Source organism: Flavobacterium sp. HBTb2-11-1 (genome assembly GCF_009826975.1).
Lineage (GTDB): Bacteria > Bacteroidota > Bacteroidia > Flavobacteriales > Flavobacteriaceae > Flavobacterium.
Genome location: NZ_WUMO01000004.1, coordinates 324279 through 340947 on the forward strand (window position 1 = coordinate 324279; position 16669 = coordinate 340947).

General features: G+C 34.1%; 13 protein-coding genes and 1 riboswitch. Of the genes, 9 read left to right on the top strand and 4 right to left on the bottom strand.

The features are described 5' to 3' along the window. Window positions 1-2: 2 nt before the first annotated feature. Window positions 3-1307: a serine hydrolase gene (locus tag GR162_RS10825; RefSeq protein ID WP_160782160.1), complete on the top strand. Its 1305-nt coding sequence runs from the start codon at window positions 3-5 to the stop codon at window positions 1305-1307. 322 nt (window positions 1308-1629) lie between these two features. Beyond that, window positions 1630-3492, top strand: a complete 1863-nt coding sequence (locus tag GR162_RS10830) for a TonB-dependent siderophore receptor (RefSeq protein WP_160782161.1) — start codon at window positions 1630-1632, stop codon at window positions 3490-3492. Window positions 3493-3570: 78 nt separating this feature from the next. Here GR162_RS10830 and GR162_RS10835 read toward each other — a convergent pair whose 3' ends face one another. Next, entirely contained in the window at window positions 3571-3729 is a 159-nt protein-coding gene (locus GR162_RS10835) for a hypothetical protein (RefSeq protein ID WP_160782162.1), read from the bottom strand. A 254-nt stretch (window positions 3730-3983) separates the two neighbouring features. Here GR162_RS10835 and GR162_RS10840 point away from each other — a divergent pair, with 254 nt between their 5' ends. Further along, window positions 3984-4430, top strand: coding sequence for a hypothetical protein (locus tag GR162_RS10840; protein ID WP_066033924.1), 447 nt, complete (start codon window positions 3984-3986; stop codon window positions 4428-4430). Window positions 4431-4561: 131 nt separating this feature from the next. After that, a complete protein-coding gene (locus tag GR162_RS10845) occupies window positions 4562-4828 on the top strand; it encodes a hypothetical protein (RefSeq protein ID WP_160782163.1) in 267 nt (88 codons plus the stop codon). Between the two features lie 32 nt (window positions 4829-4860). On the opposite strand, the gene GR162_RS10850 is transcribed toward GR162_RS10845, so the two are convergent. The 3 genes from GR162_RS10850 to GR162_RS10860 form a co-directional block, all read right to left on the bottom strand. Then, complete coding sequence (locus GR162_RS10850; RefSeq protein WP_160782164.1) at window positions 4861-8097, bottom strand: CheR family methyltransferase; 3237 nt, start codon at window positions 8095-8097, stop codon at window positions 4861-4863. A 391-nt stretch (window positions 8098-8488) separates the two neighbouring features. Further along, window positions 8489-9247, bottom strand: coding sequence for an SDR family oxidoreductase (locus GR162_RS10855; protein ID WP_160782165.1), 759 nt, complete (start codon window positions 9245-9247; stop codon window positions 8489-8491). 17 nt (window positions 9248-9264) lie between these two features. Beyond that, complete coding sequence (locus tag GR162_RS10860; RefSeq protein ID WP_160782166.1) at window positions 9265-10845, bottom strand: FAD-dependent oxidoreductase; 1581 nt, start codon at window positions 10843-10845, stop codon at window positions 9265-9267. A gap of 194 nt (window positions 10846-11039) precedes the next feature. Between GR162_RS10860 and GR162_RS10865 the strand changes: the two genes are divergently transcribed. From GR162_RS10865 to GR162_RS10885, 5 genes are all read left to right on the top strand, one after another. Further along, the gene (locus GR162_RS10865; RefSeq protein ID WP_160782167.1) at window positions 11040-11387 is read left to right on the top strand and encodes a hypothetical protein; all 348 of its coding nucleotides are present in this window, start codon (window positions 11040-11042) and stop codon (window positions 11385-11387) included. Between the two features lie 105 nt (window positions 11388-11492). Beyond that, on the top strand, window positions 11493-11696 hold the full coding sequence (locus GR162_RS10870) for a hypothetical protein (RefSeq protein WP_066033929.1): 204 nt from the start codon (window positions 11493-11495) through the stop codon (window positions 11694-11696). Between the two features lie 220 nt (window positions 11697-11916). Continuing rightward, window positions 11917-14589: a PAS domain S-box protein gene (locus tag GR162_RS10875; RefSeq protein WP_160782168.1), complete on the top strand. Its 2673-nt coding sequence runs from the start codon at window positions 11917-11919 to the stop codon at window positions 14587-14589. Window positions 14590-14591: 2 nt separating this feature from the next. Further along, a complete protein-coding gene (locus GR162_RS10880) occupies window positions 14592-15041 on the top strand; it encodes a response regulator (RefSeq protein WP_160782169.1) in 450 nt (149 codons plus the stop codon). Between the two features lie 222 nt (window positions 15042-15263). Further along, window positions 15264-15364, top strand: a riboswitch (SAM riboswitch). A 241-nt stretch (window positions 15365-15605) separates the two neighbouring features. Further along, window positions 15606-16595 (top strand): TlpA disulfide reductase family protein, encoded by a 990-nt coding sequence (locus tag GR162_RS10885; protein ID WP_160782170.1) that lies wholly within the window; start codon window positions 15606-15608, stop codon window positions 16593-16595. Window positions 16596-16669: the final 74 nt, after the last annotated feature.

A 16669-nucleotide genomic window follows, 5' to 3' on the forward strand; every position in this document is an offset into this window, starting at 1 on the left:
CTATGAAAAATATTGGTGTTAAAATTATAATCATTTCCTTGATTTTTGTGGGAACAAAAAGTCATTCCCAGAAAAATGCAAAGCAGTCTTTCGATTTAAAGCGAAATGAAGTTTATATCGACTCAATGATGACAAATGCGCTCGAAAAAGGCTTTTTTCCTGGTGCGCAAATTATTGTTGGAACTAAAGATGAAGTTCTGATTTCAAAAAATTATGGATATCATGATTATACGAAAAAGCAATTGGTGAAATCTGACGATGTTTTCGATTTGGCTTCGATGTCTAAAGTTCTTGGAGCGACGATTGTTTCGATGCGTTTGGTTGGAGACCATAAACTAAAACTTACAGATCAAGTTGGCCAAATTGTTCCAATGTATAAAAATACAGCCATTGCAGATTTAACGCTTTTTGAACTTTTAACGCATACTTCTGGACTAACGCCAAGTATCACTTTTTATCAGGCATTGCTTTCTACGCCAGATAATTCGCCTTTGTTGAGCAATCAAAAATCGGAGCAATATGTTGAGCAGTTTGATAATATGTATGTGAACAAAAACATTGTTTACGACTCAAAGTATTTGGTTTTTGAACCGAAACAAAATTGGGTTCAGATTTATAAAAATATGTGGCTGAATCCAGAATTTTATCCATCAGTTTACGAAAGGATTGCGAAAGCAAATACCAATCCGAGAGGGAAATATTTGTACAGCGATTTAAACTTGCTTTTGGTGAAACAAATGATTGAAACTCAAACAGGAAAAAAACTCGATCAGTTTACAAATGAAATTTATACAGAATTAGGCATTTCAAAGATTGGATATAATCCGTTAAAATGGACTTCGATCGATAACGTAATGCCAACTGAAGTAGATCATTTTTTTAGAAAAGATACAGTTAAAGGTTATGTGCACGATGAAGCCGCGGCAATTTTTGGAGGCGTTTCTGGAAATGCAGGTTTGTTTGCCAATGCAGAATCGATTGCTGTAATCTGTAAAATGTTAATGAACAACGGAACTTATAAAGGAAAACAGATTCTAAAAGCAAATGTTGTAAAAGAGTTTACAGATTCTCCGCTTGCAAAAGAAGGAATTTATAGAGGTTTAGGTTTTGATAAAAGAAAACCGGATGAGTTTTTTACAAAAGATGATTTTGGGCATACAGGTTTTACGGGAACTTTTTTCTTTATGAATAGAAACACCAACCGATTTTTAATTATTCTGACGAATCGTGTAAATCCAACGAGAACCAACAGATTAATGTACAAAGACGATTTTAGTGCTAAAATTTGGAGACAGATTAATAGATGATTTTTTTAGCCACGAATTCACGAATTATTTTGTATAATCTGTGTGTTTGGTAAGCACAATGAATTATTCCAATTATTTGAAATAATATGTGAATTTGTGGCTAAATAATAAACCCAAGAAGAAATCAGAATAGCTGAAAGAAAGGTTAGGCTGCATTCAAATATGTGTGCTAAACATTTGATTTATAAGTAATATCTCTCACTTTTGCTTAGTTTTTAGCAAAATAGATCATAATATCATCCGGACTAGCTATAATTATAAAACTGGTATGCTTTATTGGTACGGTAAGGAATTACTTTTGCCAAAAAAATAATAAGCCAAAATGAAAAAAATCTATTTTGCTGTCTTTACAGTAATTTGTACCAATTTTTACGCACAGACAAAGCAGGATTCCATCAACCAAATGGATGAAGTTATTATTAATGAAGGCCGTTTTAATACGCCTATTTCTAAGCAAAACAGAAATGTTTACGTTATTTCGAGCGAAACCATAAAGAAATTGCCTGGAAGAACCTTGCAAGAAGTATTGCAATATGCTAATGGAGTAGATATCAGACAAAGAGGACCTTTTGGAACTCAAGCTGACATTAGTGTTGACGGAGGAAGTTTTGAGCAGACTGTTGTTCTATTAAACGGAGCAAAAGTAATCGACTCGCAAACGGCTCATAACATGCTCAATCTGCCTCTTCCGGTTGAAGCAATTGAAAGAATTGAAGTAGTCCGCGGACCAGCGGCTAGAATTTACGGAATCAACAGTTTAACTGGAGCGATTAATATCATTACCAAAAAACCAACCGATTCTGGATTTTTAGTAAGCACTTATGCAGGCTCTAACTTCGAAAAAGATACTCAGGACACTGGCGATACATTTTACGGAACTGGCGTTCAGGCGGGAGCTGTTTTAGGCAAAGAAAAACAACAGCACTTGCTTTTTGCTTCGCACGATAAAAGCAATGGTTACCGTTATAATACAGCTTTTGAAAACAATAAAATTTTCTACCAAGGAAATGTTCAGATAAATGATAAGAACGAAATCTTAGGTTCTGCAGGTTATATCAAAAATGGATTTGGAGCAAACGGATTTTACGCTGCGCCGGGAGATAAAAATTCTACTGAAATTGTTCAGACTACGTATGCCAACATTCAGTCGAATCATCAAATTACAGATAGCTGGAAAATCATGCCGAGAGTTACGTACCGATACAATTATGATGATTACCGTTATTTAGGAAATTCAAATCTAGCTGTTGGAAGAAGTCAGCATTATACCAATTCTATTGCGGGAGAATTGAATTCTACGGTTAAATTATCTAAAGGAGAAATTGGTTTTGGTGCTGAATTCAGAAACGAAAATATTCATTCTTCGAACATTGGAGACCACGATCGTGAAAATGTTGGACTTTATGCAGAATACAGAAGAAGCTTTACTGAAAAATTGGATGTCAATATCGGAACGTATTTAAACTATAATTCAGATTATAAATGGCAAATCTATCCAGGAATCGATGCTAGTTATGCTATTACCGACGCATTTAAAATCATTGGAAATGTAGGAACAAGCCAAAGAATTCCGTCGTTTACCGATTTGTATCTGAAGCAGACCGGAAATATCGGGAATCCAGATTTAGATTCAGAAAATGCTTTTCAAAGCGAAATTGGATTTAAATACAATAAAAGAGCTTTGAGCTTGAACGCTAATTATTTCTACAGAAAAATAGACAATTATATCGACTGGATGCGTAATGCTACAAATGTGCCTTGGCAGAGCCAGAACAAAGGAGATTTGAACACAAACGGAATTAATTTACGCGGAAATTACAGATTTGATTTCTCTAAAGATTCTAGATTAAGCATTTTGTTAGCCTATACTTATTTAGATTCTGAATTTAAGACGACACGTACAGAAACGTATTCAAAATATGCAATTTCTTCATTAAAACATCAAATTACCAATACAATAGATTATCAGTTTAAAAACCTGTCTGTAATGTTTGCAACTCGTTTCAACGAAAGAATTACAGGACCTTCTTACTGGGTAAATGATTTTAGAGTAAGTCAAGCGATTAACAAATTCACTATTTTCTTAGATGGCCAGAATATTTTTAATGCCACTTATTATGAAGTAGGGGCGGTGCCATTGCCATCACGCTGGTTTACTTTGGGAGTAAAACTGGTGACTTTTTAAAAAGACTTTTTTTTCAGATTTTAGATTGTTAAAAAACGGCCTGTAAATATTGATTTACAGGCCGTTTTATTTTTACTATTAGTCAGTTATAGAAACATTTAAGCTATCTGCTTTTTTAAGTACTGCCGCTTCTTTTTTAGCGCTAGGAGAATCTTCGTCATTGCAAAGTGCGTCGCAGCTGTAATTGAAACTTATTAAAATGACGATTGCGATAATTTTAAAATATAAGTTGTTCATGTTGTTGGGGTTAAGGATTAAATTTTTGCGCAAAATATAATGGCTTCCCGTTCTCTACTTATATAATTTTAGGCAAATCTTTCATTATTCCCACTTTTTTATTTAGCATATAATGGTTTAAAAATCAATTGTTTGAAGGGTTTAGTGTGGGAATTATGTAAAAACATACTAACAATTATATAAATGAAAGATTTTTAAAATATGAACTTTGAAAATGAGAATATTCTGAATGTCTAACCCAAAAGATTATAATCATGAATATAAAAGGAAGTATAATTGTAATAGAAGAAAACAAAGAAAATCGTCTTTTGTTTCAGGAAATTATTTCAGATTTGGAACTCAGGAATACTCTGCTTTGTTTCAACACCTTTGCTGAGGCTATGTTGTATATGGCTGCTCAAAAAAATATACCTTTTTTGTTATTTTCCAATGTATTGCAATTCAATGAAGATGACAGACAATCCAGTTATAAAAAAACAATATTAAGGAAGATGAAATGTCCTTGCCTTTTTTATTCTATTTTGTTTACCAGTTCTTTTGTCATAGATACTTATGCAATACCTGCAAAGAGTTATTTTATTACGCCTTACAGCGATGAAAAATTTAAAGAAACTATACAGACCATAATAGAATACTGGTCACTGAAACATTCTGCCGAACAATACAAATCAAAATGGCGAAACAAAATAAAAACACTATAAAACAGAATCTTATAAATTTTCTCCAAAATGATATAACAAATACTTCGCTTAATTTATTGAATTTTAATGTTTTATGAAACGAGGTAATAATCATACTTTCAATTTCTGATGGTATAAAAAAACAGTAGAAAATGAATGCAAGAAATGAAAACAGCGATTTATTCCAAGATGGCATTGATCGTACTCAAGAAGCAAATTGGGATCCTATTTTGGGATATCATATGTATTTTCCGAATGACGAGAATAAGGGTGAAGAATTAAATGAAGCAAATAGCCCAATTCAAAAACCAAATACAGGAGATTGGGGAGATGATGCGGATTACGAAGAGCTCAGACATAAAGATAATTCTGTCATGAATATTCGAACTTTTGGAAATGAAGAAACAAAAACGGATTAAAGAATAAAAAGAGTGGTTTTTCCGCTCTTTTTTTATACAGGAAGATAAATACAAATAATAGTTCCTTTTTCCGGTTTGCTTGAAACTTGAATATAACCATTATGATTGGAAACGATTTTATGTACGAGTGTCAAACCCAATCCGCTTCCATAGTGGTTTTCGTTACTATGAAGTTTATAAAAAGGATCAAAAATTAGATTTTCAAAATCCTTCGTAAATCCCATTCCATTGTCTTTGATCATGATTTTAGTGTAATTTCGATTCGAATTGGCATTTACATGTTTAATTTCCTCTGGAGATGGCTGTACTGCACTTATCTTAATTTGAGGATTTACATCTTTCTTGGCATATTTAATAGAATTGATTATTAATTGAGAAAAAAGCTGTTTCAGCTGGGAGGGAATGCTGAAAAGAATAGGGAGCACATCGAAAGTAATTTCTGCCTTATACTCTTGAATCATGCTTTTTAGTTCGGTAATGGCTTTTTTTACTACAATATTAAGATCAGTTTTCTTAAAAGATTTGTCGCTGAAATTTACTTTAGAATAATTAAGTAAATCTTCAATAAGCTGATTCAGATTTACAGCTGTATTCAGTAGACGATGCAAATTATGTTTTCCTGATTCCGACAATAATTTTTCGGAGTCTAAAACCTTTTTTCCAAACATATAGATTTTTCGTCCAGGCTCAAGCAAATTATGGCTCGCGGCATTTGTAAATAATTCCAAATGTACGCCGTAGCTTTTTAATTCAAGGTTTTTATTTTTAATTGATTCGTTGCTAGACTCTAATTCTGTAATATCTTCAAGCGCAATTAAAATCATTCCTTCTGGTACAGAATTAATAATTGGAGCGGCATTTAAAAGCATTGTTTTTTTTATTCCGTTTTCAAGAATAAAATTGATTTTAAAATTTTCTATTGTTTCTCCCTGATTTACTTTCTTCAACACAGATTCTTTGAATTCAGGAATGTTCCAATGACAAGAGCCAATTTCAAAAATTGAAATTCCTTCTGTTTCTTCTTGAATAGTATTAAAGTAATTGTAAAATGATGGATTGGCGCTTTTTATAGCCGCATTTTGGTCAATTATAATTACGGGCTCTCGGATTGTTTTTACAATAGATTCGTAAAAATTTCGCATAAGAGCAAGTTCATCCCTACGGTTCTGTAATTCTTCATTTAAAAAAGAAAGCTCCTTGTTATTTGACTGCAATTCTTCAGCAGAAGCCGTTAGTTTTTCGTTTATAAGCTGTAGTTCTTCAGTATTAGTCAATAATTCTACGTTGGTATTCTGCAGTTCTTCAAAATAAATCTGCTGTTCTTCGGTAACCCTTTTAAAATCGCCTCGAAGCTGATGCAATTCTTTTTGAAATTCGTTCGAAGGACTTTCAGCATTGGTAATGAGTTCTGAATGCGAGAGTGTTTTTTTGCAAAAGACAATCAATAGCAAATCAAGATTTGAAGGAAGAAAAATAACTTCGAAAGAAGTTAAAAAAGATTGCTTTTTTACAGCAATATGGCCGCCTGAGAAGTTTTTTTTCTCGTTTCTTGCTTTTAAAATGGCATTTCTAAGTTCCAGACTAATCTCTTCTCGAACCATATTTAAGATGTTAAAACTTGGTTTTCCAGATGCTGGCTGCAAAAACGGGCTTGTGTCTCCGTGAAAATAAACAATTTCAAGCTGTTCGTTTATCATTACGGCCGCAGGAGAAAAATTTTCAAGAAGAATGTCAGAAGCAATTTTTTTATAATCTATTTCCGTTTCTGGGCTAACATTTTTTGTTCGATCGCTGTTTGAGCCTAAACGGATAGTTTTGGGATGTTTCGTTTCATTTTTTCGAATATAGATTTTCTCTTGCTTATCCACTATGGCAAATAAATCCGGCACATTATGGGCTGTTTCTGCTTTTCCTAAAAATAAATAGCCGTTATCTCTTAAAGAATAATGAAAGGAAGTCAATACTTGATTTTGTAATTCTGTATCAAAGTAGATTAAAACATTGCGGCAGCAGATTAGATCTATTTTGGAAAATGAAGTATCTTTTGTTAAATCATGAACAGCAAATACACACATGTCCTGAATAATTTTATTGACATGAAATGTATTATTTCTTTTTGTAAAATATTTTTCGAGTCTTTCGCTGCTAATATTTTTTACATCTTGCAATGTGTATACTCCCGAGCGCGCTTTGACAATGCAATGATCAGATAAATCGGAGGCAAAAATTTGAATTTTTATATTTTGCCTATTGTTCTGTTCTAAATATTCGTGCAAACAGATTGCCAGTGAATACGCTTCTTCTCCCGTCGAGCAGCCCGCAGACCAAATACGTAAAATTTCATTGTTTGCATTTTCTATTAAAGTGGGAAAAATGGCTGTGCACAAATGATAGAAAAATGAAGTATCTCTAAAAAAATAAGTCACAGGAATAAGAATATCATTAAACAAAGCGTCTTGTTCTGCTGTGCTGTTTTTTAGAATATTCAAGTATTTTTGAGTGCTTTCCTGATGTGTAACCACCATTCTTTTTGCAATACGTCTTCGAATTGTCTGATGTTTATAATGTTGAAAATTGGTTCCTGTTCTTAGTTGTAATAAAGCAGTAATTTCTTTAAGTAGATTTTCTTCATCTTCGTTGCTATTATTTGGATTGTCTTGGTAAGCGTGATTGACTAAATAACTGTTTTGTATTTCTTTTAATTTGTCTGAAACTTGATCTTGCGGACTAAAGTAATCTATAAAATTTCCAGTGTCATCGTTTTTCGGGATTCCCTTTTTGTGCAGGATTGCAATAGAAGTACCGCCCATTTCTTTGACTTTTTTAAGTCCGGCAAAACCATCAACAGCGCTTCCAGAAATAACAAGGCCAATGGTGTAACTTTTATAAATGCTAGCAAGAGAATCAAAAAAGAAATCGAGGCAGTTGGCAGAATTACTGCTTCTCGTTCGTGATTTAAGCACCAGCGAATCATTCTCAATTTCAAGAAAATTATTAGCTGGAATAACATAGATATGATTTGAATGAAGATCGACTGAACTGACAATTTCTATAACTGGCATTTCTGAATACGATTCGAGTTCCAATGCTAGATTTTCGGTTTGCGGAAAATACAAATCTTCCATAATAAGATAAGCCATTTTAGAATCTGCTGGAAATTCTGAAATTACTTTTTTTAGAATTTCAATCTCTGATGAAGCTGAACTAATGGCAACAATCGGAAAAAAAGATTCGGCTTTTTGAGTTCTATTTAAATGCACAATATTCATGGTCGCTTGGGGTTAAGTTACTCTCATTAAATTGAAAGCTGGATACAAAAAACTTATTCATGCAAAAACAGATGTGATCGGTAAATGCATGATAGCAAACAAAATAGAAAATAGAAATAATGAGATTGCTTCACCAAATAAACGATCAAAGACAGCTATTTTTAAATTTTCAGTTTGTTTAAAAATATGAGTCCATTAAAAAATAGACTTTATTAAGTGAAGATTAAAAAAGATTTTGTGTATGGTAAGGCTAAAGTAAAATGAAATCTGAGCGGTCATTTACATAATTTTCAGATTAAATTATATAATTTTCAGACCAAAAAAAACACCTGTACAAAAATTGCAAAGGTGTTTTCAAATTAAAAAAATGAAAAAAGTGAGTATTTTATTTTTAAATGATCTGGAGATGAGGCCTTATTTGCATGCTAACAACATCGCAACGTTTAGGCTGGCAGAGACAAAATAATACACTCATGGCAATATCTTCTGCTTCAAGCATCTTCATTTCTTTTATTTTCTCTTTTTGGACTTCTTTTGGATCAGGCTGCATATCACTTGTTACCGCACCTGGCTCTACATGCGATACTTTAATCCCAAGCGGATTAATTTCTTTGCGTAAAGCTGTGCTAAAACCTCTTATGGCAGTTTTGGTGGCTACATAAATAACTCCTGTTTTTTCTTTGACTTCGGCGCTCATAGAACCAATATTTACAATATGCCCAGATTTTTGTTCTTTCATTCTATTGACTGCTTCTTTCGCAAAAGCTATATATCCTAAGATATTGGTTTCTAAAATATACTTCCAATCCTCATACTCGCCTTCAATAATGCCGCGAGCTGGCAGAGCAGCGTTGTTAATTAAAATATCTATTCCGCCAAGGACTTTGTCAACTCTTTCCCAAATTCGGGCAATATCTTCTTTTTGGGTGATATCTGCTGTTTCTCCAAAGATTTCTCCTTTAGACGATTTGGCTTTAATATCATCCATAGCATGATAAAAATCCGTTTCGTCTCTTCCAAAAATGAAGACCTTTCCGCCAAGAGAAACTAGTAAATCGGCAATAGCTTTGCCAATTCCAGTTGTACCACCTGTTATTACAATTCGTTTCTGAGATATATTTTCAGTAAAGTAGTTTGATAAGATTTCCATGCTGTAATATTTTTATATTATTTAATGTGAAGATTGCTTAAATTGCTTTCAGCAGGACCATTCAATACTGTTCCGTCGGCTGCGAATCTGGAACCGTGGCACGGGCAATCAAAAGATTTTTCATCTGAATTCCATTGCACAATGCAGCCCAAATGCGGACAAACAGCAGAGAAGGCGTGAAGCGTCTTGTCGTAATCTCGATAAACTGCCACTTTTCGTAGTCCGAAAGAAAGAATACCGCCGTCCCCAGGTTCTAAATCGGCTGTGTTGTCAAGATCAGATCCTGTAATCCAATCTAGATATTGCGAAGCCATATTTCCAGCTTCCTTCATATAATCTCCAATTGCTTTAAATGTAATTCGCGACGGACTGTATAAATCCTGCCATTTATTATCGATCCCTTGAATCATATCAGAAATAATCATGGCTCCAATAGTAGCGTGAGTCATTCCGTTTCCAGAGTCACCAGTAATGATAAATACATTTTGATCGCCTGGATTTCTGCCTAGAAACCCTAACGAATCAAAAGGTTCCATAACCTGTCCAGACCATTTATAGCTGATTTCATTTAACAATGGAAAATATTTTCTAGCCCAAATCTCCAATAGCTCGTAACGCGAAAATGCAGATATTCCTTCTTCATCAGCTTGTCCTGTTTTATGATCTTCACCTCCCACAATTAGCAGATCATGTTCATCATCAAAATTTTGCAATCGCACATAATGATAAGGCTGTGCGACCCATTTGGATTCTGGATCTCCAGTATCCCACCATAAAGCATGTGGCAAACTGCCTTTCGGAATTTTTCCTCCAATAACGTAGGTTCGGTAAGCGTGCTGTTTGGTATGCATGGTTAGCACATCGTTAATAGGTGCATTAGTTGCCACAACTATATATTTGGCGCAAAAATTAAAACCATTTACGGTGGCGCCTTTTTCGGTTATATTTTCGGCGTGTGCTTCAGTATAAATAGTGCCACCTAAATCGATTATAGCTTTTGAAAGTCCTTTTACATAATATAAAATATGAAATTGCGCCTGATTTTTAAATGCGAGGCATCTTTGATTCTGAGATTCGGCCAGCGAAGGAGTATGGTTTAAAAGAACAGTTTCTAACCCTGCGTTTTGAGTAGCTTCAAATTCTTTATCCAAATTTTTTTCCTTGTCATTCGGATGAAGAAATAAATAACCGTTTACTCTTTCAAAATCGCAATCAATCTGTAATTCATTTACAATTTTTTCTATTTCATCTATTGCGGCCGTATGGCTTTCGGCGGCAAGTCGGGCGTTTTCCTTTCCAAATGTGTTTTGAAGATAATAATATCTATCGTCTAAGGCACAAGTTAAATGTGCCGTGGTTCTTCCTGTTTCTCCGCTGCCAATAAAACCGTCTTCTACCAAAACTACTTTTTTTCCTGCTTTTAAAAGTTTATAAGCAGTTGTAAGTCCGGCAATACCGCCTCCAATAATCAGCACCTCAGTATTAATATCCTGAGTTGGTTTTTCGAAAGCGATTATATCAATAGAATCGATCCAGAAGGAAACATTATCGCCTGAAGTAATACTGCCTTCATTTATATTTTGATTTGAATTTTCCATTTTTTTAAACTTTTTGTTGAGGTCTAATGCATTCATATCAAAGCTACTAAGTAAAAAATACCAATGGCTTACAGTTTTAATTCTAAAAATTTATAGGATTTCCATTGTGCTTTTATATAACAACCAATAGAAATTTTGTAAACATAAATAGTTGAATGGTAGTTTCTTAGTGCAAATTGTAAAAACGAATTATTATGAAAACATTAAAAATTTTGATGCTCATTATTCTAACAGGAATGATAGGTTCTTGTAAAAACAATAATGATGGGTACAGCGACGAAATAGAAACTAATCAAAATCCGCTAGATACTGGTGCAACGGCAAAAGACACTGCAAGAAGCATTAATGATAATTCCGTAAATGTCGAAGATCCGCAGAGCATGGGATCTGGCAATAGCGGATCTGCAGAGCATAGCAACGCTGGAACAGGTACAGGTCCCAGTGCGAGTGCAGAAGATGGGGCAACCTACACCAGCGAATCGGGTGTACAAAAAGATAGCGTAAGATTGAAAAAAGACAGTATAAAGAAGAAAAAGAAATAACAGCATTATATAAGAAGTTTTGAAAATTGTGTAAAGAGTACATTTATATAAAGAGCTATTTTTATAAAAATTAAAATTTGATAATGTTCATTAAAAAATATAATTATGAAAACGCAAATAATAACTAAAATGGCTTTTTTGATTCTCCTAGCAGGATTAGCATTTTCTTGTAAAAAGAATGAAAGCACTACAATAGATTCGCATGAAAATGATAGCATTCAAAACACTATGGATACTGTTGGACCAGAAGTTGATACCATAGATATGGATACGACTTCAACCGTTAAGACCGATTCTATCAAGCGATAATTGTTTTATTATGCACAAAAAACAAAAAGCTGGATCTAAAGGATTCAGCTTTTTTTGATGTTGCATCAGAAAAGACTTTTACTATGTTTTTAGTTAAAAATCATTTTAAAGATTGCTTAAAGTGAATGCGTTTTTATTTATATTTGAGAAGGAATTTAACAAAATTGAGCGTATTTTGTAAATTAAGCAGCATTAGAAATTATTTCCACTCAGTAAGATAATGGAGTTAATAAATAATTTAGACCTTTTTAAAACTGTTTTTAATGCTGCGCCAAATGGTATTGCAGTTTTAAAACCTTTGCATAGCACTAAAAATACAATCGAAGATTTTTCAGTGCTGTTGCTAAATAACTACCTTATAAATTGGATCAATACCGAAGACTACAAGGGAAAGAAATTCAGTAAAGTTTTTTCTAAAATAGAAGGAAACACGATTCTCGAAAAGTGTATTGAAACCGCAGAAACCGGAATTACAGCCTATTTTGAGCAATGGCATAATGATGAAAGAGGAAAACAGTGCTTGAAATTTACTGTTGTTATGCAAGATGATTTATTGGTAATGACAATGGAGGATATTACCGAAAAGAAACATGCCGAAACCGAACTGAATACTGCTTTAATTGATGCGGAAAAACAAAAAAGGCTTTACAACTCTATAATAAATGGGACTCCCGATTTGGTCTATGTGTTTGATCTCGATTATAAGTTTACTTATGCCAATAAAGCCTTACTGACAATGTGGGGGAAATCGGCAGAGGATGCAATTGGGCGCGGCCTTCGAGAAAATGGATATGAAGATTGGCATGCCGAAATGCACGAAAGAGAAATAGACATTGTAGTTGCTGAAAAAAAATCCATTAGAGGAACTGTTTCTTTTCCGCATGCAGAATTAGGAAGAAGGATTTACGACTATATTTTTGTTCCCGTTTTTAATGAAGATGGAAAAGTGGAACTTGTAGCAGGAACGACACGAGATATTACGGAAAGCAAACAAGCTGAAGAAAAATTGCAGCAGAGTGAAAACCGTTTTCGCAAAATGATCCATCAGACACCAGCACCAACTTTAGTGCTAAGAGGAGACGATTTGGTTATTGAGCAGATAAATAAACATATGCTTCAAATGATAGGCCGTGGTGAAGAAATTATTGGTATGCGATTGATTGATGTGCTGCCGGAACTTGAAGGGCAATATGTGTGGGAACAGGTTTTAAAGGTTTATAATGAAGGAATTCCTTTTGACCAAAGTGAGGTTCTTGTACCGCACAATCGAACGGGAGAATTAAAAAACTACTATTATAACTTAACCTATCGCCCATTAATTGAAGAAGATCAGATAACAGGAATGATTCAAGTAGCGGTTGATGTTACCGAACAAGTTGAAGCTCGCCAGAAAATGGAAAAAAGCGAAAACCGTTTTCGAGCTTTGGTCAACGCTTCATCTGATCTGGTTTACCGAATGGATTCCGATTGGATGGTTATGCATAGCCTTGAAGGAGGAGGAAGGCTTTCTGGAACTGGAGGCCACAGTGTCAATTGGCTGGATAAATTTGTGCATCCTGGCGATTTGGAGCAGGCGCTTCATCTTATTTCTAAATCAATAGTGGAGAAAAGCATTTTTGAAATGGAACACAGAATTATAAAAGAAGATGATTCTGTAAGATGGGTTTTGTCTAGAGTGGTTCCGATATTAGATGAAAAAGAAAAAATCGTAGAATGGTTTGGTGCCGCTAGCGATATTACTTCACAAAAAGAGCTTCAAAATGTTATTGCAGAAAGCGAAGAGAAATTTAGGCAGCTTGCTGATCTGGTGCCTCAAATTATCTGGACTGCGCGCCCTGACGGATTTATAGATTATTATAACAGCAGATGGTATGAGTACATCGGTTTTAGAGAATATGAATTTGGTGATTCCAGTTGGGTTCCAGCACTCCATCCTGATGATGTTTATGATGTTTTAAGAACTTGGTACCAAAGCGTTCAAGCGGGTTCTTCTTATCAAATGGAATTTCGTTTAAAAAATGGAAGTACGGGAGAATACCACTGGTTTTTAAGCAAAGCACTTCCTATTAGAGATAAAGAAGGCATTATTACCAATTGGTTTGGCACCTGCACCGATATTCATGAACAAAAATCGATTACCGAAAAACTTGAAATTTTGGTGGCAGACCGTACTAAGGAACTCCAGCGTTCTAACGATGATTTACAGCAGTTTGCCCATGTGGCTTCACATGATTTAAAAGAGCCTGTCAGAAAAATAAAAACATTTGTAAGCCGTTTAGAAGACCATCTTGAAAATCAGCTGGACGAATCGGCAACGAGATATATTGAAAGAATCCATGTAGCGGCCGACCGCATGTTTACTATGATTGACGGTGTACTTGCCTATTCTAAAATCAATGCCGACTCGCAGAAAGCAACAATAGTTGATCTTAACGAAGTCATCAAAAATATAGAAACCGATCTGGAAATTTCACTTCAAAGAACAGGCGGAAATATTTATTATCAAGGACTTCCTGTTATTGAAGGAGCTTCTGTGCTACTTTATCAATTGTTTTATAATCTGATAAACAATTCGATTAAATTTGCTAAAGAAAATGTTCCGCCGCAGATTGCCATTAATGCAGAAGAAAAATTTGAAGACGGTAAAAGAATAGCTGTAATTACGGTACGAGACAACGGAATCGGATTTGACCCCGATCAGACGGGACGTATTTTTGAAACTTTTACCCGATTAAATTCTAAAGATCGTTATGAAGGAACTGGCTTAGGGTTGTCGCTTTGTAAAAAAATAGCGGAACGTCACGGAGGCAGCATTACAGCAAATGGAATTGTCGATAAAGGAGCTGTTTTTACAATTATGTTGCCATTTGAACAAAAAGAAAAAGACATTTAAGCATGAGTAAGAAAATAATTTTATTAGCCGATGATGACAGGGACGACGCAGAAATGTTTTGCGAAGCGTTGGCTGATATAGATGAAAGTATTATTTGTCATTGTGCAGAAAATGGGGATCAAGCATTGAAAATGCTAAATAGTCATGATAAAACACCTGAAGTTGTCTTTTTGGATTTAAATATGCCTATTATGAATGGATGGGAATGTCTGAAACGATTAAAATCGGAAGAGCGTTATAAAGATATTCCGGTAATTATGATTTCTACTTCTTCACACAAAAATGATATGGAAGCTGCCGGCAACCTTGGTGCATTCTGTTATTTTGTGAAGCCAAATAATTTCAACGATCTAAAACAAGTGCTGGGACTGATTACCTCAAATCTTGAAAACGGATTAAAAGAACCTCTTACCAATCTGGAAAAGAACCAATACCTGCATCTTTTTCTTTAGAATTTAAAAATACTTTTCAATTGAGATTTTAAAAACGTATGAATTTCTTTTATAAATAAGAATTTCAAAACGATGTATTTGTGTTTTTTAATTATTTGATTATGAGAACTTTGTTTTCTTCTTAAAAATGCTTTTTCAATTAATTTAAAAAAAATTCAATTTAAACTTGACTAATTCGGTAGAATTAATATATATTTGTATCGAAGAAAATTTATAACATGATGCTTATCCAGAAAGACTGAGGGAATAGGCCCAATGAAGTCTTAGCAACCTGTTGCCGAATAAGGTGCTAAATCCTTCCGCTACAAGCGGGCAGATAAGAAAGATTTCTCCGTAAATCTGTTTAAGATCATCTAACCAAATCTTTATTAATATGAAAGCAGAATCTATTTTATACGCAGGTTATGAATTCTTGAATTCCATTTTTGAAGAAAACGTCTTTGCTTTTTTCTAAATGCTAAAACAATAGTTTATTCCAGATTCTCTTTGTAAAATAAAAATACTGCCAATGACTTCTGACATTGGCCTGAAATTCTTTTGTCTAATCTTAAAACTAAATATAAAATGAAAAAAATACTATTAGGTTTCGCTTTATTTCTTGGGGCTCTTCAAACTCAGGCTCAAGAAAATAATTTACAATTGAAAGGAACGGTCGCCGATACTGTTGCGCAATACGTGTACTTACAGAAGTTTCACAATAAGATGTTTACCACTATTGATTCGGCAAAAGTAAAAGACGGAAATTTTAGTTTTAAAACAAAAGTAAAAACGCCAGATTTATACGGGTTAAGCGTGAATACAGAAAGTTCGCCCTTGTATATTTTTCTTGAAAAAAATCCGATTACAGTAAAATTGAGTCCGAAGAAATATTATACTGCTTCTGTGGTAGAAGGTTCGGCTTCTCAGGATTTGTTTGAAGCGTATAAAAAGAGCAAAGATGTGGAAATCACTAAATTCATAACAGAAAATCCAAAATCAATTGTTTCTGCTTATGTATTGTACAGAAACTGGTCTTATAGATTAACCCCTGAACAGATTACACAGAATATTGCTTTGCTGGATAAAAGTCTTCAGGGCACCACTTACGTGAAAGAATTAAAAGAGCTTGCTATTGTTTTAGACGGATTAGCGGTAGGTAAAAAAGCCCCAGACTTTACAGCCAACGATCCAGAAGGAAAACCAGTCCGTCTTTATGATAACTTAAAAGGTTACACTTTGATTGATTTTTGGGCCTCATGGTGCGGACCTTGCCGAAGAGAGAATCCGAATATTGTAGCGGCGTATAAAGAATTTCATGATAAAGGATTCAATATTGTGGCAATCTCTCTGGATAAAAAGAAGGAAAATTGGATCAAAGGAATTAAGGACGATAATCTAACATGGACACATGTATCTGATTTGCTTTTCTGGAATAGTGCAGTTGCGAAATTATATGGTGTTAGAGCCATTCCAGGAAATTATTTGGTGGATCCAAAAGGAATAATAGTGGCAAAAAATCTATACGGACAAGAGCTGCAATCTACATTGAAAAGACTTTTAGAAAATAAAATCTAAGAAAAAAAAGCACAATCTTGTCATTTCTCGTTCATAGAAATGACAAAAGGAAGAATAAAACAAATTCAAATACA

Excerpts from the sequence above, each read along its gene's own strand:
- GR162_RS10855 (WP_160782165.1), bottom strand. The coding sequence starts at position 9,247 with ATGGAAATCTTATCAAACTACTTTACTGAAAATATATCTCAGAAACGA.
- GR162_RS10885 (WP_160782170.1), top strand. The coding sequence starts at position 15,606 with ATGAAAAAAATACTATTAGGTTTCGCTTTATTTCTTGGGGCTCTTCAA.
- GR162_RS10865 (WP_160782167.1), top strand. The coding sequence starts at position 11,040 with ATGAAAACATTAAAAATTTTGATGCTCATTATTCTAACAGGAATGATA.
- GR162_RS10880 (WP_160782169.1), top strand. The coding sequence starts at position 14,592 with ATGAGTAAGAAAATAATTTTATTAGCCGATGATGACAGGGACGACGCA.
- GR162_RS10830 (WP_160782161.1), top strand. The coding sequence starts at position 1,630 with ATGAAAAAAATCTATTTTGCTGTCTTTACAGTAATTTGTACCAATTTT.
- GR162_RS10875 (WP_160782168.1), top strand. The coding sequence starts at position 11,917 with ATGGAGTTAATAAATAATTTAGACCTTTTTAAAACTGTTTTTAATGCT.
- GR162_RS10850 (WP_160782164.1), bottom strand. The coding sequence starts at position 8,097 with ATGAATATTGTGCATTTAAATAGAACTCAAAAAGCCGAATCTTTTTTT.
- GR162_RS10825 (WP_160782160.1), top strand. The coding sequence starts at position 3 with ATGAAAAATATTGGTGTTAAAATTATAATCATTTCCTTGATTTTTGTG.
- GR162_RS10835 (WP_160782162.1), bottom strand. The coding sequence starts at position 3,729 with ATGAACAACTTATATTTTAAAATTATCGCAATCGTCATTTTAATAAGT.
- GR162_RS10845 (WP_160782163.1), top strand. The coding sequence starts at position 4,562 with ATGAATGCAAGAAATGAAAACAGCGATTTATTCCAAGATGGCATTGAT.
- GR162_RS10860 (WP_160782166.1), bottom strand. The coding sequence starts at position 10,845 with ATGGAAAATTCAAATCAAAATATAAATGAAGGCAGTATTACTTCAGGC.
- GR162_RS10840 (WP_066033924.1), top strand. The coding sequence starts at position 3,984 with ATGAATATAAAAGGAAGTATAATTGTAATAGAAGAAAACAAAGAAAAT.
- GR162_RS10870 (WP_066033929.1), top strand. The coding sequence starts at position 11,493 with ATGAAAACGCAAATAATAACTAAAATGGCTTTTTTGATTCTCCTAGCA.